Source organism: Paenibacillus sp. 1SOY10 (assembly GCF_056836745.1).
The window spans coordinates 99,730-116,959 of sequence record NZ_JBXENK010000008.1; the positions used below are offsets into that span (position 1 = coordinate 99,730).

Genomic DNA, 17,230 nt, shown 5'->3' on the forward strand with positions numbered 1-17,230 from the left:
AGGATGAACAAAATGGAATTAACACCTGAGCAACAAGCGCATGTAGATCAGCTTATAGCCAACGCAAAAAACGAATGGGAAACAAATGTATTGGCTCCAGTAGCCGCAGAACGTGATAGCTTGCTTCAGTACAAGCCAAAGCAGGAAACGGACGAACAGAAGGAGATTGCACGCCTCAAGGCTGAACTCAATCATCAAACGTTAGTGAGTCGTTTAAAGGAAAGCAATTTGGATGACTTTATTGACTTGGTCAATTTTACCGAAGACGAGACTGAGACACAAAAACAGATTGATAAGCTTAGCAATCTGCTAGAGCAACGAAAGCTTAACAACTCTTATGAACCAGATAACAAGCGTCCGACAACGGCTTATGACCAATCAGCCGCCAAAGGCGATACCGTAGGCATGTTGCAATCCAAGCTATCTAAGCTGTTTGGATAATCACAATACATAATTTTAGAAAAGGATGAATACATAACATGTTTAAGTCAAATAACTTTTTAGCAACAGAGGTAATTTCGCTTGATAAGGAAATCACAAAATTAGGTGTCCAACAGACTCCACTCGCTTCTATCCTGATGGCGATGGGGAAAGTAGGGAAAATCAATGCTCCCGTACATACATGGCGAGAAGTAACGCTAGACCAGGCTGACGATATCGGAGCCGTAGAAGGTAATAAGGACATCCAATTCTATCAAACTGGCCGTGCTCAATTAAATAACGTGGCTGAGATCTTCCAAAAGGGTGTAAGCGTGTCAGGGACAGCACAAGCTATGTCTGGCAATAGAATTAGCAACCAATTTGCACAGGAGACGAATGACCGTCTGTTGGAACTCAAAATTAATCTGGAGAAAAAGTTGGTGTCAGGTACTAAAAATGATGGTTCTACTGCTCCAAACTTTATTCGCCGTATGCAAGGTCTGGAAAATTGGGTAGATGCTAATAACATTGTAACAGCAGCTACACCTAGCAAAGTATCTGAAGCTGACATTGTAGCCACGATTAAAAAGCTGTGGAATAACAATGGCTCAGGCTCTTACATTGCTCTTGTCAATGCAGATATCAAGACACAACTGGATAATCTCTATAAGGATGCATACCATTACGTGGCACAAACAAACACATTCGGCATTGTGGTAAATCTTATTCAAACGAGTTTCGGAAACATTGATGTGCTTCTGTCTCCGTTCGCTGATGCTGATAAGATGACAATTTTCGACATTAACGATCTTAAAATTGAATATCTCCGTCAGCCACAATTCGAGGCGCTTGGCAAGTCAGGAGATGCGGTTGAAGGCTTTGTAGTTGCAGAAGCTACCCTATACGTAGCGTCTCCAAAAAAGATTGCACAATTGACTATCTAATACATAGGTTGGGGATTCGTCCCCTTCCTTTTTTTATTTCAAATTTGAATAAGCAGGAGGAAAGAATAATGATTAATGACACTGACCGTCAAAAGTGGAGACTAGAACGTATCTCCAAAAAGATAACCTTAACGGAGATTGCAAAACACATTGATAGATCAATTTCATATATTTGCGCCCATGAGAACGGAAGAAACACGCTAATCCCAGAGCATTACCAAAATTATTGTAATTATATTCTGACACACGATAATAGATAAAAAAACAGTTCAGAGGACAAAAAAGGAGAGATAGAAAATGAAACTAATTTTCAAATTTAAAGACGGAAAAACAGCACAAGGAATGTGGAACAATTACACGTCTGAAGAGGTACAGCAAATCATTGATGGTTTAGGCAAAGGGTATGATCTAAATTTTAATTTTAACGATAAAGAACCTATTTGCTTTAAGGCTGATGACATTCTTTTTGTCGGGGTGGTCTTGTAGATGAGTATGTTAGTATACATGGGATACGAGGGCAAGGCGTGGCTGTATTCTGACACAAGAGTAAGCACGGAGCGAAACGGTAAATCCTACTATATTCGTGACGGAGCGCAGAAGGTAAAGGTATTTGGTCAAAAGATATTATTTGGAATGGGGCATTTTCAGGCGGTTCAGGAAGTGTTTGCAGAATTAGACGAAATTGAAAGTTACATATCCCTTGAAAAAATCACCGAGGTAACAAAAGAAGTCTATAACGATTTTGGGCATGAGATCGGAATATACGTCTTAGAGGCTGATTTTCAAGGCAGATACTTGATACATACCATAAGCAACCTTCTTGATTTTAAAATGGAAACGGATATCATCAAAGACTATGATTTAGGTGCGGCTGGGGCAAACAGTGAAGCAGCATTAAACTACATATACAAAAATATCAACAAAGGCAATGCTAAACCGCATGAATTGATACTAGGAGCCTATAAACATGTTCAAGATGAGAAAGTGGGCGGCGAGTGTATTCTGCATCAAGTAGATGTAACAAATCCGCTCAGTTTTAAAATTGACCGATACACCTATAATATCCCAGACAAAAAGCCCCTGCGCAGATTAAAAGAACATGGGTCAATGGATGGTATAGCAAGACTTAAAAAGTTGAAGCTTACAGACGGAAACAGTACCGCCCTTCTCGATTCTGAGAACCGAAAATTTTTCATGAACAACTGGGATATTGAGGGTATCGGCTCACTGGATGCAAAATTAATCCAGGCGGGAACATTGACCGCCGAAGATGGATATATCAACAATCTTACAGTTAATGCCCTTAAGACATTGGATAAATCGGATTCAATCGGGGATAGCGTTGACTATGTACATATCAGAGACAATTATCTAAAACTGACCACAGGGACGATAACCGCAAGAGATCAAGCTAAAGACAACAACGGCAATCCACTCTATTGGACGGATAGTAATAAAAGTATGCTTACAACCGATGCAACAGCCTTTCCCTTTTACAATCTTACATATGATCCAGTTGACAAATTCAAACTGTATTTGTATGGGTCTGGGGTAGATTCTTACCCTGTGATGGAACTGGGTCGGGGCGATGGTGTAACGGCAGATAGTGCAAAAGCGTTCATCGCTAAAGAACCTAATAACCTCAATATTAAATACCATAAAAGTAACACAGGTGAGGTTAGAGCTATTACTCTTACTGATCACGGCATCACAATCAAGGCTGACACTAACGGCGACATTTTAATTGAAGGGAAGAACATTAATATCAAAGCTAGCGGGGATATTAATGTTGAAGGACAAAGCTATAACTACTCATGAGGGGGCAGTCACTGACTGTTCCTTTTTCTTGCGTGTGCCTGACAAATTGTATCCCAGAAACTTAAACTGGAAACAGAGGAGGAAAATATATGGATTATTTCTTTTGCTACAACAGCAATTTGGCAAAATTCTTGCGTTTTACGAAGGGTATTCCGTCCATTCTAAAGGCAAAGCATTACAAAACAGATCGAGTATTTTACCTATTTTTGCAAAGTGAAACATTAGCGGAAGCCATTAAGGAATACGGCAAGCGAACTATTTAGAGAGGATAAACTTTTTTGAATGATAAACAAAATATTAAGGATAGACTCGCTGAACTGTATTTTATCCAATTCGGACATTACTTAATTCAGCATCCTGAGCCTATCGGATACAGGACATACACCAGAGGCGAGGTCAGGAACGGCAAGAAGACAAAATGTATTATGGATTGGCAATTCTTTAAGCACTTAGAAGGCGATTTTACTATCGGGACATTTGGAGGAAAGATCACTACTAAATTCATTACGTTTGACGTGGATTTTGATAATGATCAAGAGTTCGCAAAGTGGATGACATATAAATTATCTGATACATTATTTCATTTCAATCTCCCCTATCACTACATAAGCTATAGCGGCGGCAAAGGATATCATATTGACTTGTTTTTTGATGAGCCTATTCAAATCTCGCACGCAAAGAAATTGTTTGATTACATATTGCTTGAGGCTGATGCAAAGCAGCATTTTAACAATGGGAAAGTTGAATTTAGACCTACAGATTCCCAAGGGGTAAAAATCCCGCTTGGGATACATCAGAAGACGGGAAATTATTGTGGATTCTGCACCATCGAATCAGGTTTAAAGGTAATGGATCAAGAACAATCAGAAGAATACATATTCGGGACTCAGAAAACCGAAAAAGAACTAATCATGAACATACTTGGAACGGCTGAAGTTGGAATTAGAAATGCAATAAAAGAAATCCCCAAGGCTGAAAATGCTATTAGTTCTCATAAACCATTGAAGAGCTATGAGCAGTCAGAGGATTATTCAATTGATCGGGCAAAGGACATATTTTTGAACGGTTTGAAAACACAAGGAAGTAGAAATAATTCATTGTTTTTGGTTGGATTGTACTTAAAATATCAAGGACTCGACCAAGAACAATGCAAAAGTGAATTATGTCAATGGATGGATTGGCAGGATACGAGTTTGTACAATACACCATTAAAGCAATGTTACAAAGAAATTGACTCAACAGTTAAAAATATGTACGAGAAAAATTACAATCTAGCTGCTAGTCAGAGAGATTTGACAGTTACATATGAGGAAATGAAGTGGATCATCGAGAATTGCCCAGAAAAAAATCAAAAACTGATTACATATGCAATGCTCATACATAGTAAGCGTCACGCCGATGCAAAGGGTATTTTTCATATGAAGTATGACTTTATCATGGATGCTACAGGTTTATATGATCAAGCTGTAAAGCAGCAGGTCAATAAACTAGAAAAACTTGGGGTTGTAGAAATAATAGAAAGAAACAGAATTCCGAAAGGTACAGGCTTGGCAAAGAAGTTACCAAATAGATATAGAATGAACTTTAACTTGGAACGAGCTGGAACCTTGGAGAATAATGAGCCTATATTTACTACAGAAAGTTTAGCATCAATTGAATCATGCATGAAGTTTTATTTCACGGATAAAGAACTGAAGAAGATACTACCTAGAAGACAGTTCGAGAGTTTAGTAATAAATAAGTAGTCAAATATAGTTTTACATATTAATCCAATTATACAGAAACTTTACGTTTTGTACTTACTTCTACCCTATAAATCAGGGGATTAGTACCACAGTTCAATCCTTATGGATAATAAATAATGTATTAAGAGTGATTTCGTACAAGTTTCTAATTTAAAGGAGAAGATAAACATGGACAACATAACAATCTGGGATGTGCTACGCTCCCTTACATCTCGCCGTAAGCTATATGTCAAATGGCGATTTAATCTCTGGAGAGCTAAAGACGAGGTTCCAGCAGATGAGAGCGAACTAATTGAACGTATGCACGTCAAGAGTCTCCTGCCCTATCAAGAATGGGAGAAAACAGACGAGTTTCGGCATATAACCTCTCTGGTGTTGCAGAGCAATCAGGGACGAGATTTAGAGGAACTATACAACAAGGTCAAGGAACGTGCCTTGAACGAGCCAAACGCTAAAGATATAGAAATTATGCTCAAGTTGCAGAAGGAGATTGCAGAGCATTACAAGGATGCTCAACGGTATTTCAAAGGTGAGGAATGAGGGCTTATTGCAAGTCCTCTTTTTCTTTGTTTCAGATAGAAAGGATAGAAATAAATGGCATTAAAAATCAAGCAGAATGAGATTAAAAACAAGCGTAAAATAGTCAAATCTGCAAAAGACACTAAGCTTGAACGATACAACGAGATCATGGATGACTTTGTACTATTCTGCTCAGAGTTCATAAAAATTGTGGACAATCACGGCGAACTGATTCCCTTTAATTTGAACAAGGAACAAAGCGACTTTGTGAACACAATGGAAAAGTTTAATATCATTCTGAAGTCACGGCAAATAGGATTTAGTACCGTCTCTCTGGCAATTTGTTTGTGGAATGCAATTAAGCGCCCTAACTCATCATACATGATCGTTTCGTTAGACAGGAAACAGGTTTCATACTTATTTGAACGCTTGAAGCTAATGGCTGATCATTTACCAAGAGATAAACATGATTTTCCTGAAACGGTACGTGACAACAAGGATGAATTGCTTCTATCCAACGGTTCAAGAATACAGGTTTCCCCTCCACAACAAAATATTGGCCGTGGTGGTACGTATCAATACATATTGTTGTCCGAACTTGCATTTTATGAGGTTGACCAAAGTAAGCTGCTAACTTCATTGACTCAGGCATTGGCAAAAAATCCCGATAGTAAAATTGTGATTGAGTCAACAGCGAACGGCACAGGTAATTATTATTATGAGTTGTTTGATAAATCATTCAAGAAGATCACGAATTACAAAGCCTATTTCTATTCTTGGATAAGCGATGCTCATAAACAAAATTTTAAATCTGAGATAGAACAAGCCGTAGAATGGTACAAATCCATTAACAGAGGTTGCAAAATGACCACCAAGGATTTATATACAGCAGAGGAAAAACGGCTATACAAGGCTGGTGCAACGCTTCCTATGATGTGTTGGAGGCTCTGGAAGCTTAGTAGTATGAGTACGGAGGACTTCCAAACTGAGTTCCCTTCTACGTATACAGAAGCCTTTAAAACAAGTGGACGGAATGTATTTGATCAAGGTAAACTCCTGGAACGCTTGAATAATATTCCTGAACCCATTGACAGTGAAACATTAAGAAAAGAACTGCCTGATACGCTCCATCAATGGATTGGCAAAGGTTTGAGTGTCTACCATTTGCCAAGGCACGGAGTTAGGTATTATGGGGGTTCTGACGTTGCCAGCGGAGGCGGTGGAGATTCATCCAGTTTGACGCTGATGAATAGGGATGGCGTTGAGGTTGCCAGCTTTCACAACAATAAGATAAGTGTGTATGAGTTTGCAGAATTTTTAAATTACATAGGTAGATATTATGGATATGCTTATTTGGCGATTGAACGGAACAGCTACGGTCTTCCAGTGATCCAGAGGTTGAGGGAAAATTACAGGTATATGAATTTGTATAAACATAGGACATTCGATAAAAGGGGAAACAAGAAGCTGGAACTAGGATTCTTAACAACAGAAGTCACGAAAAGTATCATGATAAGCGACCTGAAGGAACACTTTGAAAAATCGTTGATTCTGGTCAACGACAAAGAAACGCTTCAGCAAATGCAAATGTTCGTTGAAGATAAAAACGGGAAAATGGGTAACAAGGCAGGACGTAGTAACCATGATGATTTAGTGATTAGTTTGGGGCTGGCTATTCAAGCAAGGAAATCAGGTAAATGGTATGTTTGAGTAAGTGAATAAAATGTATCACTTATCAAATAAAATGTATCAACTTGTTGATACATTTGCAGCTCAATGGTAAAATGAAATTAGTAAAGAGCCGTGCTCGACACACGACTCTACAGCAATAGCCGCTTTTAAGGGCGGTTCGGCATTAAGAAAAGATATTGTTTAATAAGAAATAAGACCGAAACCTTTTCCAGAGGGGCGGTCTATTTCTTTTGGTTAAGGATCGCCAAAACAATTGTAACTACTAGCGTCAGTAGCGCGATAATTAGCGAACTGAAACCGATCATAATTGTTAAAGCGTCTTTAACTTCCATAGCATCACCTCCCTTCCGAGAGGTTAGCCGACCGCCCATATAGCCTATTCTATTGCTTGGAATATTATATCATATTATGTCGCTAGGAAGTAGCTAACTGCTGCTTCTTTTTGCTTTGAATTCAAACATCGAATGTATGTCGAAATACGTCCTTCTATTTATGAAATATTTCAAAAACAAATTATACATTTTGAAATATAAGTGATATAATATTTTTAGGGATATGGGAGGTGATTTGTCGTTGGGTGATATTAGGAAATACGGGTATATAAGAGGTTCTACCAAAGGAGAGGATGAAGCGCAACAATATGAAGCGTTGAAGGGCTTAGGCATAATGAAACATGATTTTTTTACTGATCAACAAGCTTTAAAGAACGTTTTAAGAAAAGATGATATTCTCTTTGTCAAGGGACTAGATAGCCTAGGCAAAAATGCACGAGAGATAGAAAACGAATGGCAAGAAATAACACAAGGGATCGGTGCGCACATAGTAATTGTGGACATGCCTATTCTTGACATAAGACAATACGGAAATGGATTAGAAAAGGTCATTTCTAGTATAGTCCTTGAATTGCTCTCATACATGGCTGAAAAAGAAAAAGAGAAGATAAACGTTCGACAGGCAGAAGGAATAGAAGAAGCAAAGAAAAAGGGTACGGTCTTTGGAAGACCAAAGCAGCGGATAGATGAAGACTTCATAGAGGCTTATAAAGATTGGAAGAAGGGCAATATTACTGCGGTTGAAGCAATGAAACGAGTGGATATGAAGCCTAATACTTTTTATCGTAGAGTCAAAGAATATGAAGAGGGAGCTAAAAGCAGTGGAGGATAATAAAGAAGATATCAAAATTACACCCATTCACGTAATCTTGATTGCGTTGGCTGCAATGATTTTAACAGCGATATTTCCAGGATTGGCGGCAGGAGTAAAGAGAATTTTTATTTTAATTGAGTTTTTTGTAATGATCAGGATTTTACTGATGTTCGGAAAGTGAGCTTAATTTATTAATTTAAGTAAAGAAGGTACTTTAGCTGGTATACATTTTATCGGTATAGAGTACCTTCTCTTTGCATTCATAATAAAAATAAATCTATTAATAGTGATTTTGTACAATTTTAAAGGAGAAGATAATTTGAGCATAGAAGAATTTATTAATGACAATGGATATAGTGAACACTGGTTTGTAGATTATGTAGACGATACACGGCATCAGATGAGGGTGTACGATATTATAAACAAGAAAGAGTACCTAACAGGACAGCATAAAATTAACAATAGACCTCCTGAAATGTTCAACGGGAAGCCTTTTGACCCCAGAAGAATTGTGCTGAACTATGGAAGTAGATTGATTGAATATGCTACCTCGTATCTCGTAGGCAATCAGATTACATACAGCGGTGATCCTGATGTAGTAGCAGCCATCCAGAAGGTTTACAAGAACGGCTATGCGAATCTGGATTATGATGTTGTCAAGAATGTCTATGCCTATGGCAACGCTTATGAGTATACATATATTAAGGATGGAACAATACGAAGCAAACTTATAGACCCTGCTGATTCGTTTCCTGTGGTTGATGATGAGGGAGAATACATAGCTTTTGTAGAGTCCTTTTGCATCAATAACATTACTTACTGGAATATCTATTATCCTGATCGAGTCGAGAAGTATTTCAATAACGGTGGATATGTAAGGCTTAGAAATACATATAACAATGCATCTGGCTTGCCAGTGATCTATAGAAATGATAACCCTATTGACAATGTGTTTGGTCGCTCTGACTTAGATGATTACGTGGGCATAATTGACAACTTAGAAGACCTAATAAGCAAGAGTACAGACGGTTTCTACAAACATATTGTAGGGATTCCAGTAGTCAAAGGACAACGATTGACCAGTGAGGATGCATTGCCGAGTGAGATTGTTGGCGGTGGTCTTAGTCTGGATTCTGATGCTGATTTCAAGTTTGAAAATAACGAATTCTCGCACGATGCGTTCAAAACCATATATAGCCATCTAATGATGAGCCTAATGGATGTGTCTGGTACACCATCGGTGAGCATGGGTAAGGTTGATGTGAGTAACCTGTCTGAGATTAGCTTAAAGTTGCTCTTTAGCACGGCAAATATGAAGGCAAACCAAACGGAAAGATTCATCCGCGAGGGATTGAATGAACGATTGGGAAAGTTTAGAATTTTGCTTGAATTGCAGGGCAAGAAATTTAGTGATGAGCAATGGGATAGCATTACTATTACATTCTCCTACGGTATGCCAACGAGCGAAAGCGATATTATTGTTAACCTGAAGACACTTAGAGAGATTGGCGGTATCAGCTTGGAGAGTGTGCTTAAGCATAATCCATATGTAAGTGACGTCGCTACCGAGATGGATAAGATTCAGAGCGAAGGAAATGTGAGTAAAAAGGAATAAATAAGAGATTTCAAGAGAATAAAAGAGTTTGAAAGATTGAGGATAAATGTTAGGGAAGTATGCAGCCTCGCGCCTATGTTATGTCAAAGTTTCTTATGACTTGTGCCGACTATAGCGCATTTTTTATATATAGGCGCAAAAATGCTGATTCCCATACAATTATTTAAATTTTATCTATTGTTTCTAATTGGAATCAGTATCCATAATCGGGCTATAATATTACTTATGGTTCCTTTCTGGATACTGATTCCATATAGACGAAAATGCAAGAATATCAAGGGTTTACAGGCTATGTAGACCACTATCTACTGTAGTTTGGGTTCTAATTATCGACCAAAAGCATGTAAATTTACAGTATTTGGTGTATAAATGGTGCTGATTTGCACTATTCTACATAATTTTAGTGTGAAGCATAGGGAGCCAGACAGAGGGAAACCCGTTACCCCAAAGCGAAAAAGGGGGCTGTTAGCATACCCATTTACGCATAATCGAAAAAAATAAAATTGGGAGAATAAGGACTTATAGACCACTAACCTAAATTTTTCTTGAAACAATAGACCTAATTTGTCTGAAATGATAGAATGGTGGAAAATATTAGGTTGGAGGTCGTTAAGGAATGAGATCTAATAAAATTTCAAGGTTTATACTTTGGATTGGAATTGTTGAGATTATTGCAGCATTTATTATTGGGATAAGTTCAGGACAGCCAGAAAGTAGTTACTTTAGCTTTCGATGGGGAATTGCATTGACATGGTGGCTAGGTGGATTTATTTCAGGGATTATGATTATAGGATTTGCAGAGATTATAAGTATTCTGCATGAAACGCGGTATTATACATATGAAAGTTATTTGTTACAGGGTGGGGAGCAAAAAAGAGAAATGGAATCTCCTTTTGAAGCTCTACGTCCTAACTTTTAAGCCTACTTTCGAGTAGGTTTTTTATTTTCCGATTTTACATTAAAGGAGCAACCATATGACAAATTTAGAACGCCTACAAATGGAAGTGCAGCAATCAGGATTCACGGAAACAGAACTTTCCGTATTTATCGAAGAGTCCTCTTTATCTCCATCAGAGGCTTACAATCCTTCATCAAACGAGAACAAGAAAGCAATATACCATACCGCTTTATCCTGTTTAGAGGCAATTGCCAACAATCCGCAGCTTATGGCTAATCGAAAATTCGATGATCAATCTGTTGATGATTTTGCCGATTCACTTCAGAACCGCATTGACCAACTGGAACGGAAAATCAGACAACTCCCTTCTTCTGATGATGTGGGAGCCAAGAGCAATACATTTATGCTGTTCAACCGGTAACGATAGGCTTCAATTCTAAGTCAAAAATTAAATGAATACATAAAGGAAAAGAAGGTATTCCCTAACGCTGGCCTAATCCATCGGGTATAAGGGTATGCCTTCTTTTCTATTTAAATATGAAAGGAAAATAAAATGATAAACTTATTCAATGTCGATGATGATTCGAATTTTAAATACATGCTTGAGTCTGTGGGGAGATCAATAACTGTCAATTACAACCCAACAGAGAGTAAAGGAATTATAACGAATACCAACCTTAACACCAGCTATGATGATAGAAAAATTTCTTCACTTGAACCGCTGAACCGTGGCGATATGGTTGAATACAAGGGCAATAGATATATGGTAATCTCAGAGGTGAACGATAAGCGATACAGCCATTACAAGGGGATTATGAGGCATCTGCCGCATGAAATTGTATTCAATCACAAATGTCAGTTTGAAGCGGTTAGCACGTACATAGAAAACGGAAATCCTTCATTAGTTGGGGGGAATGTTCTGACTTTAATACAGGATAAAATAACGGTTTATATCCCATCTCGCTCTATAAGCCTCCAACTAACAACAGGTGATACGTTTATGATAAATGGAAACAAATTTAAAATCATCGCAAACGATACATACAGTCAGCCAGGCATTAGCATTCTTACCTGTGAGCGTGAACAGATCAACCCAGCAACGGACGACATTGAACACAACATTGCTAACGGCTCGGCATGTCCTATTAATGTAATCAATCCTGAGCCACTAATGGTTAATGTGTCTGAAACGCTTCAAATTGATTGGACAAGTACATATGATGCACCTGTGGTATTTGTCTCCTCAAATAATACAATTGCTACAGTGGACGCTCAGGGGCTTGTGACAGGGCTTGAAGTAGGCGAGGTAACGATTACAGTAACCAGTGCAAGCAATGGCTACATATTCGATACTGTGCGCGTTAGCGTGGTTGATATGCCTGACACCAAGACAATTAACATTACGTATAGCAATCCAGACCAACAAAGCGGAGATTATTATTATATTTATTATGGCGATTCTGGGACGTTTACGGCAAATGTTCTGCCTATGGATGAGGCTGTGACGTTTGAAGTGTATGCAGACAATAAAACATCTACTGCTGATACAAACAAATTCACGCAAGTTGTGAATGGGAATACGATTAAAATCACAGCCAAGAACAGTGCTTATTACTTGCAGATTAAGGCGACATTGGACAATGATCCAAGCGTATACACATGGCAACGTGTAAGGATTAGAGGGTTTGTGTAAGCAAAAAGAATCTAAAAAGAAAAGAGCGCATTTCCTCCACGAAAGGAAAAGCACTCTAAGCGGTAAAGCATCGTATGATTGTGGGATGGCTTACAAAGCGTCCTACAATCCCTTACACACAATATACATCATGTTAGGTAGTCGAATCAATGAGGAATTAATTCCCCATAAGTGCTTTAAGCTCTTGTTGATAATCCTCATCAAAAAAATACTGTTGAATGTTACCCATAAAATCATTTATATCTCCGTCACCTATCGCATTAACAAAATCCTGTGCTACTTGATCGTCTGTAATATAGTAATCATATGATGCCGCAGCTTCCTCACCAGCAAACTGACAGACATAATCGCAAAGCGCTTGTTTGGTTGTCAACTTGGTCATTGGTATACAATTCCCCTCTATACTAATGGTTGTGTTCTATCTATTGCAAATCTTCTAGTAGAAGCATTCAAATCCAAATTCCCATCAAAGACTTCAATGAATCCATCTAAATCTTTTTGTGTTTTAATCAGTTTATGCAAGGTGCTATATACCCCACTATCCTCTTCATGCCCACAGGCATTGGCAACCCAATAAAAGAAGTTGTCTACACTATCTCCCCAATTGTATAAGTAATCTGTGTTTTCTTTCGTCATTGTAAATCTCTCCCTGTTACATTTTATAGTTACTAACGATAAAATCTCTTTTCTCTCTTATTAATACTATATTATTCCTTATTTCTCTTTTTTTATAAACATCCAATTTTTGGTTATTATACTCCTTTGCCAATTTTATATGCTGGACTGTCAGAGCATACAATTCTGCATATGTCTCATCATCCATAAGCCAGATTAGGTGCTTTGTACTGATATCCTTGTCCAACAGTTCGGTTGCCATAGCGATTCACCACCTTATAGATTGATGTCATTCAACGGATTGAATTTATCATTCTGTGATTTGAGCGCTGTACCAAACATTCGCACATACCTGTTAGTCATTGCTATATCACTGTGACGGAGTAAACGCATTAACGTAAATGCATCAATCCCATTCTGAATACACTTGACAGCAAATGTAATTCTAAAGGTGTGGCAGGATAATCTTACATCTTTAAAATTCATAATCTGTTTTAGCTTTTTGAACATTGTTTTTACCGACTCTTCTTGTAATTTCGTTCCTTTGTCAGTACAAAATACATAAGAACATAAATCTGTAAAATGCTGCTCACAGTAAACTTTATACTCTGCCATTTCTCGGACTAGTTTATCGGTTAATGGGACAGAAGATAATTCGCGCTTTTTACCCAGAATTGAAGCAGTTCCATTTTTAAAATCCAAATCATCCCATTTTATAGAGATAAGTTCGCCAAGTCTAACGCCTGTGCCAAGCAGAAAAACAATAATGATGTAATTACGATAAGACAAGAATGTCCTGTCACGTTGCTTATTGCTTCGCAAATATGAAAGCATCTGATTTATTTGCGCATCCGAGAACGGTTTTAGAATGATTTCTTCATGCGCATAATTCACCTTCTTGGCAACGTTTTGCTTGTCTTCAATTAACTCATTTTCTTGACACCACGACATAAAGTTTTTAACAATCCTCAGTTTATTGTTCCTGCTGGTTGCATTGTTGTTGTGGTCTGTCTGCAAGTAAACAAGAAAATGTTTGATTGTCATTGGCTTAATGTCTTCGACATTGAGTACTTCTTGCTGAGCGCAGTATTCATGAAACATGCTCAAGCTTCTTCTGTATCCGTCAATCGTTTTTGTTGAGAGATTCTTATATTTTTTGTCCTGAAGAAAGTCTTGTACTGCAAATTTAATTAACACGACAAAAAACACACCTCCTAAAAGTTTGGAAAACAATTAGTCAGTGTGTTCGATTATGTCATAGGGTTTTAACGTAGACACAAAACAAAAAGGGCTGAAAAGTCTTGGAAAGCGGGTGAAGGGAATCGAACCCTCGCCTCAAGCTTGGGAAGCTGGCATTCTACCATTGAACTACACCCGCAAAAGCTAAGCAAGAAACATTATAACTCCAAGTGAACGGAAGTTCAAGCGGTTTAGGGAAAATGCAGAAGCGTGTACTTATTTTTTCGGAAAACGCTTGCAGCCAATTTGGAGTTGTGATATATAAAAAATAGAAAATCTAAACGATTAGATTTTAATTTTGTTCACCAGGCTTCTAGCGAAGCTATGGAAGGAGGAGGGGCATGAGCATGAGCATGAGCAAGAGTCATCCAAGCATCAAAGATATCGCAGCGAAAGCGAATGTATCTACGGCTACCGTCTCCTACGTGCTGAACGGGACACGCAATGTCCGTCCGAAGACCCGTGAACGGGTGCTGGCCGCCATAGCGGAGATGAACTACAAGCCCAATAATATTGCCAAGAGCCTCAAGCGACGGCGTACCGATACCATTGGAGTTATTGCCGAGGATGTCACCGTATTTAACACGCCAGAAATTATCGACGGCATCAACGACTATGGAGATCGTCATGATCTCTACATCTTGCTGACTAACCTGCGGCTGGACAAGCGAATCGGCCGGAATTTTAGCCAGGTGGACAGCTATCGGGGTTACGCGGAAAATGCGGTATCAGAGCTACTAAGCAAGCAGGTCGATGGAATGATCTACATCGGTGTCCATCCTCGCGATTTGACCGGATTGATTGATTCGGAAGGTAAACCGATCATCTACACTTATGCCTATACACAAGAGGATATTTCCATTCAATACGATGACGAGCAAGCTTCCTATGAAGCCATGTCTCATTTTGTTCAGAAGGGCCATCAGAGAATCGCTGTTATCAGCGGATTGATGGACTCTACTCCTTCGCGGCTGCGGTTAAATGGATACTATCGAGCTGTGACCGAGTTTGAGCTTCCGTTCGACCCTTCCTTGATCAAAATGGGAGATTGGGAGAAGGAATCCGGCTACCACCTTGCCAAGGAGCTCTTGACTATGGAGACGCCGCCGACCGCCATTTTAGCGATGAATGACGTGATGGCAGTGGGGGTGCTGGAAGCTGCCAAGGAACTGGGCGTCGACATTCCTGGCGATGTCTCGCTGATTGGCTTTGATAACCGCGAGTTCAGCGGTTATCTGACTCCCAAGATCACAACGATGGATTTACCGCTCCATGAAATGGGCTACCTGGTGATGCAAACGCTGCATGAGCGCATGCAAGGGAAGAACACGGCTCGCCCGCCGATGCCGGTATGCCGGTTAACAGAACGGGAGTCTGTAGCGCCTCCGCGTCAGCACAAAGAGATAGGCTAACGCCAGAAGTCTCTTTTTAAACAAAAATCTAAACGTTTAGATTTTGACAATAGTGACTCCTTTCCGGGTATAGCCACGAGGAATCATGGTTCACCTGGCAAGTTCACATATAGCAATAAACATACATTGAAGGAGGGGTTCGTATTGAAACAGAGCAAGAAATGGGTGGTTTTTACTTTAATCTCCGTATTGTGCATCGGATTATTGAGCGCTTGCGGCGGCAAAAATGAAAGCGGTGTCAATGGCGGTGGAGACGGAAGCGCGGCTTCTGGTAAGCCGGAGGAAGTAACCCTGCGATTTATGACCTGGGATTCGGGCCAGACGCTTCAGCCATATCAGAACGCAATCAATGCTTTTATGGAGAAGTATCCTGAGATTAAAGTAAAGGTAGAATCCGTACCGGATAATTACGACCAGAAGCTGCTCACCTCTCTTGCATCCGAGACAGCCCCCGACGTATTTATGGCCTGGAATTATCCGCTATATGTCCCTGGTGGCGCTTTGGAGGATATGCAAACCTGGGTAGACAAGGATAGCTATGACTTGAACATGTATTATCCCATTATTATGGACTATATGAAATATGACGAGAAGCTGTGGGGCTTGCCAACGACGTATTCCACGCGAGCTATCTATTACAACAAGAAGCTGTTCGACGATGCAGGGGTGTCATACCCACAGGATGGGTGGACTTGGGATCAATTTGTCGAGACGGTACAAAAGCTCACCAAGCCAGGACAATACGGATTTATTATGACCCCGGATGATGTGATGACAATGCAACCGTACTTCTGGAGTAATGGCGGAGATATGGTCAGTGATGATGGCACAACCATTCAAGGTGTATTAAATAGCGCCGAAAATATACAAACCATGACGTTCCTCAAGCAATTATACGATGCATCTTCCAAGATTAATTCAGCTGGCAAGTTCAGCACCAACAATGGCCTGGAGTCGTTCCAGACGGGACAAATTGCCATGTTCGACAACGGGATGTGGCCGCTCGGCGACATGCTTAAGGATGGGAAGCTCGATATTGGCACCGTGACGCATCCTCTTCCTGAGGGTGGAAGTTTAAAGGGCATTATCCATACGTCTGGTTACTCTATGCCAAAATCCGGGAAGAACAAGGAAGCCGCTTGGGAACTGATCAAGTTCATGTCTGGCGAGGAAGGCATCAAGATCATTACAGCGGACAAGTTCGCTTTCTCCCCGGTCATTGCCGTGGACGAGGAGAATGGATATGCTAGCGATCCTTATCTGGAAGCTTTCGCGAAGGAATTGGAAGGAACGGATAAGCTGGTCGCCAGTATGCGACATGAAAGATGGAGCGAAGCCGAGGATTTAATTCGAGCGGCCGTACAAGCGATTTTCTACGGTAATGCGGATATACCGAAGACGCTGGACGAGGTGTCAGAGCAGGCGCAAGCTGTCTTGAAATAAAGTAACACGAATCAGGGAGCGTCTTTAAAGA

General features: G+C 39.6%; 21 protein-coding genes and 1 tRNA gene. 16 read left to right on the forward strand and 6 right to left on the reverse strand.

The window, feature by feature from the left end; translation table 11 throughout:
- Window positions 1-12: 12 nt before the first annotated feature.
- From AC1VOR_RS17580 to AC1VOR_RS17615, 8 genes are all read left to right on the forward strand, one after another.
- On the forward strand, window positions 13-441 hold the full coding sequence (locus AC1VOR_RS17580; protein WP_482619666.1) for a hypothetical protein: 429 nt from the start codon (window positions 13-15) through the stop codon (window positions 439-441).
- A gap of 38 nt (window positions 442-479) precedes the next feature.
- On the forward strand, window positions 480-1,364 hold the full coding sequence (locus tag AC1VOR_RS17585) for an SU10 major capsid protein (RefSeq protein ID WP_482619668.1): 885 nt from the start codon (window positions 480-482) through the stop codon (window positions 1,362-1,364).
- Window positions 1,365-1,661: 297 nt separating this feature from the next.
- Window positions 1,662-1,850 carry a hypothetical protein gene (locus AC1VOR_RS17590; RefSeq protein ID WP_482619670.1) on the forward strand — a complete coding sequence of 63 codons (189 nt, stop codon included), beginning with the start codon at window positions 1,662-1,664 and terminating at the stop codon, window positions 1,848-1,850.
- Window positions 1,851-3,182 (forward strand): hypothetical protein, encoded by a 1,332-nt coding sequence (locus AC1VOR_RS17595; protein WP_482619672.1) that lies wholly within the window; start codon window positions 1,851-1,853, stop codon window positions 3,180-3,182.
- An 89-nt stretch (window positions 3,183-3,271) separates the two neighbouring features.
- Window positions 3,272-3,445 (forward strand): hypothetical protein, encoded by a 174-nt coding sequence (locus tag AC1VOR_RS17600; RefSeq protein WP_482619674.1) that lies wholly within the window; start codon window positions 3,272-3,274, stop codon window positions 3,443-3,445.
- Between the two features lie 15 nt (window positions 3,446-3,460).
- Complete coding sequence (locus tag AC1VOR_RS17605; RefSeq protein WP_482619676.1) at window positions 3,461-4,927, forward strand: TOTE conflict system archaeo-eukaryotic primase domain-containing protein; 1,467 nt, start codon at window positions 3,461-3,463, stop codon at window positions 4,925-4,927.
- Window positions 4,928-5,095: 168 nt separating this feature from the next.
- Complete coding sequence (locus tag AC1VOR_RS17610) at window positions 5,096-5,467, forward strand: hypothetical protein (RefSeq protein ID WP_482619678.1); 372 nt, start codon at window positions 5,096-5,098, stop codon at window positions 5,465-5,467.
- A 54-nt stretch (window positions 5,468-5,521) separates the two neighbouring features.
- Window positions 5,522-7,156 carry a terminase large subunit gene (locus AC1VOR_RS17615; protein WP_482619680.1) on the forward strand — a complete coding sequence of 545 codons (1,635 nt, stop codon included), beginning with the start codon at window positions 5,522-5,524 and terminating at the stop codon, window positions 7,154-7,156.
- A 203-nt stretch (window positions 7,157-7,359) separates the two neighbouring features.
- Here AC1VOR_RS17615 and AC1VOR_RS17620 read toward each other — a convergent pair whose 3' ends face one another.
- Window positions 7,360-7,470, reverse strand: a complete 111-nt coding sequence (locus AC1VOR_RS17620; protein ID WP_197070091.1) for a putative holin-like toxin — start codon at window positions 7,468-7,470, stop codon at window positions 7,360-7,362.
- A gap of 241 nt (window positions 7,471-7,711) precedes the next feature.
- Here AC1VOR_RS17620 and AC1VOR_RS17625 point away from each other — a divergent pair, with 241 nt between their 5' ends.
- From AC1VOR_RS17625 to AC1VOR_RS17650, 6 genes are all read left to right on the forward strand, one after another.
- Complete coding sequence (locus AC1VOR_RS17625; protein WP_482619682.1) at window positions 7,712-8,302, forward strand: recombinase family protein; 591 nt, start codon at window positions 7,712-7,714, stop codon at window positions 8,300-8,302.
- Window positions 8,292-8,465, forward strand: a complete 174-nt coding sequence (locus tag AC1VOR_RS17630) for a hypothetical protein (protein WP_482619684.1) — start codon at window positions 8,292-8,294, stop codon at window positions 8,463-8,465. The genes AC1VOR_RS17625 and AC1VOR_RS17630 overlap by 11 nt, the downstream gene beginning before the upstream one ends.
- Before the next feature lie 138 nt (window positions 8,466-8,603).
- A complete protein-coding gene (locus AC1VOR_RS17635; protein ID WP_482619686.1) occupies window positions 8,604-9,899 on the forward strand; it encodes a phage portal protein in 1,296 nt (431 codons plus the stop codon).
- Between the two features lie 616 nt (window positions 9,900-10,515).
- Window positions 10,516-10,818: a hypothetical protein gene (locus AC1VOR_RS17640; RefSeq protein ID WP_482619688.1), complete on the forward strand. Its 303-nt coding sequence runs from the start codon at window positions 10,516-10,518 to the stop codon at window positions 10,816-10,818.
- Window positions 10,819-10,873: 55 nt separating this feature from the next.
- Window positions 10,874-11,218, forward strand: a complete 345-nt coding sequence (locus tag AC1VOR_RS17645) for a hypothetical protein (protein ID WP_482619689.1) — start codon at window positions 10,874-10,876, stop codon at window positions 11,216-11,218.
- A 132-nt stretch (window positions 11,219-11,350) separates the two neighbouring features.
- Window positions 11,351-12,490, forward strand: a complete 1,140-nt coding sequence (locus AC1VOR_RS17650) for an Ig-like domain-containing protein (protein ID WP_482619691.1) — start codon at window positions 11,351-11,353, stop codon at window positions 12,488-12,490.
- Between the two features lie 157 nt (window positions 12,491-12,647).
- On the opposite strand, the gene AC1VOR_RS17655 is transcribed toward AC1VOR_RS17650, so the two are convergent.
- The 5 genes from AC1VOR_RS17655 to AC1VOR_RS17675 all read right to left on the reverse strand — a co-directional run bounded on the left by AC1VOR_RS17655 (window position 12,648) and on the right by AC1VOR_RS17675 (window position 14,483).
- A complete protein-coding gene (locus tag AC1VOR_RS17655; protein ID WP_482619693.1) occupies window positions 12,648-12,872 on the reverse strand; it encodes a hypothetical protein in 225 nt (74 codons plus the stop codon).
- A gap of 17 nt (window positions 12,873-12,889) precedes the next feature.
- Window positions 12,890-13,126, reverse strand: coding sequence for a hypothetical protein (locus tag AC1VOR_RS17660; RefSeq protein ID WP_482619695.1), 237 nt, complete (start codon window positions 13,124-13,126; stop codon window positions 12,890-12,892).
- A 16-nt stretch (window positions 13,127-13,142) separates the two neighbouring features.
- Window positions 13,143-13,367 (reverse strand): hypothetical protein, encoded by a 225-nt coding sequence (locus tag AC1VOR_RS17665; RefSeq protein ID WP_482619697.1) that lies wholly within the window; start codon window positions 13,365-13,367, stop codon window positions 13,143-13,145.
- A 14-nt stretch (window positions 13,368-13,381) separates the two neighbouring features.
- The gene (locus AC1VOR_RS17670) at window positions 13,382-14,302 is read right to left on the reverse strand and encodes a tyrosine-type recombinase/integrase (RefSeq protein ID WP_482619699.1); all 921 of its coding nucleotides are present in this window, start codon (window positions 14,300-14,302) and stop codon (window positions 13,382-13,384) included.
- A gap of 110 nt (window positions 14,303-14,412) precedes the next feature.
- Window positions 14,413-14,483, reverse strand: a tRNA-Gly gene (locus tag AC1VOR_RS17675).
- Between the two features lie 214 nt (window positions 14,484-14,697).
- On the opposite strand from AC1VOR_RS17675, the gene AC1VOR_RS17680 reads away from it, so the two are divergent.
- A complete protein-coding gene (locus AC1VOR_RS17680; protein ID WP_482619815.1) occupies window positions 14,698-15,756 on the forward strand; it encodes a LacI family DNA-binding transcriptional regulator in 1,059 nt (352 codons plus the stop codon).
- A 144-nt stretch (window positions 15,757-15,900) separates the two neighbouring features.
- Window positions 15,901-17,199, forward strand: a complete 1,299-nt coding sequence (locus AC1VOR_RS17685; protein ID WP_482619700.1) for an ABC transporter substrate-binding protein — start codon at window positions 15,901-15,903, stop codon at window positions 17,197-17,199.
- The last annotated feature ends 31 nt before the right edge of the window (window positions 17,200-17,230 follow it).

What these genes read in the sequence shown, in the direction of transcription:
- AC1VOR_RS17580 (WP_482619666.1), top strand. Translation starts at nt 13, where the DNA reads ATGGAATTAACACCTGAGCAACAAGCGCATGTAGATCAGCTTATAGCC.
- AC1VOR_RS17585 (WP_482619668.1), top strand. Translation starts at nt 480, where the DNA reads ATGTTTAAGTCAAATAACTTTTTAGCAACAGAGGTAATTTCGCTTGAT.
- AC1VOR_RS17590 (WP_482619670.1), top strand. Translation starts at nt 1,662, where the DNA reads ATGAAACTAATTTTCAAATTTAAAGACGGAAAAACAGCACAAGGAATG.
- AC1VOR_RS17595 (WP_482619672.1), top strand. Translation starts at nt 1,851, where the DNA reads ATGAGTATGTTAGTATACATGGGATACGAGGGCAAGGCGTGGCTGTAT.
- AC1VOR_RS17600 (WP_482619674.1), top strand. Translation starts at nt 3,272, where the DNA reads ATGGATTATTTCTTTTGCTACAACAGCAATTTGGCAAAATTCTTGCGT.
- AC1VOR_RS17610 (WP_482619678.1), top strand. Translation starts at nt 5,096, where the DNA reads ATGGACAACATAACAATCTGGGATGTGCTACGCTCCCTTACATCTCGC.
- AC1VOR_RS17615 (WP_482619680.1), top strand. Translation starts at nt 5,522, where the DNA reads ATGGCATTAAAAATCAAGCAGAATGAGATTAAAAACAAGCGTAAAATA.
- AC1VOR_RS17620 (WP_197070091.1), bottom strand. Translation starts at nt 7,470, where the DNA reads ATGGAAGTTAAAGACGCTTTAACAATTATGATCGGTTTCAGTTCGCTA.
- AC1VOR_RS17640 (WP_482619688.1), top strand. Translation starts at nt 10,516, where the DNA reads ATGAGATCTAATAAAATTTCAAGGTTTATACTTTGGATTGGAATTGTT.
- AC1VOR_RS17645 (WP_482619689.1), top strand. Translation starts at nt 10,874, where the DNA reads ATGACAAATTTAGAACGCCTACAAATGGAAGTGCAGCAATCAGGATTC.
- AC1VOR_RS17650 (WP_482619691.1), top strand. Translation starts at nt 11,351, where the DNA reads ATGATAAACTTATTCAATGTCGATGATGATTCGAATTTTAAATACATG.
- AC1VOR_RS17655 (WP_482619693.1), bottom strand. Translation starts at nt 12,872, where the DNA reads ATGACCAAGTTGACAACCAAACAAGCGCTTTGCGATTATGTCTGTCAG.
- AC1VOR_RS17660 (WP_482619695.1), bottom strand. Translation starts at nt 13,126, where the DNA reads ATGACGAAAGAAAACACAGATTACTTATACAATTGGGGAGATAGTGTA.
- AC1VOR_RS17665 (WP_482619697.1), bottom strand. Translation starts at nt 13,367, where the DNA reads ATGGCAACCGAACTGTTGGACAAGGATATCAGTACAAAGCACCTAATC.
- AC1VOR_RS17680 (WP_482619815.1), top strand. Translation starts at nt 14,698, where the DNA reads ATGAGCAAGAGTCATCCAAGCATCAAAGATATCGCAGCGAAAGCGAAT.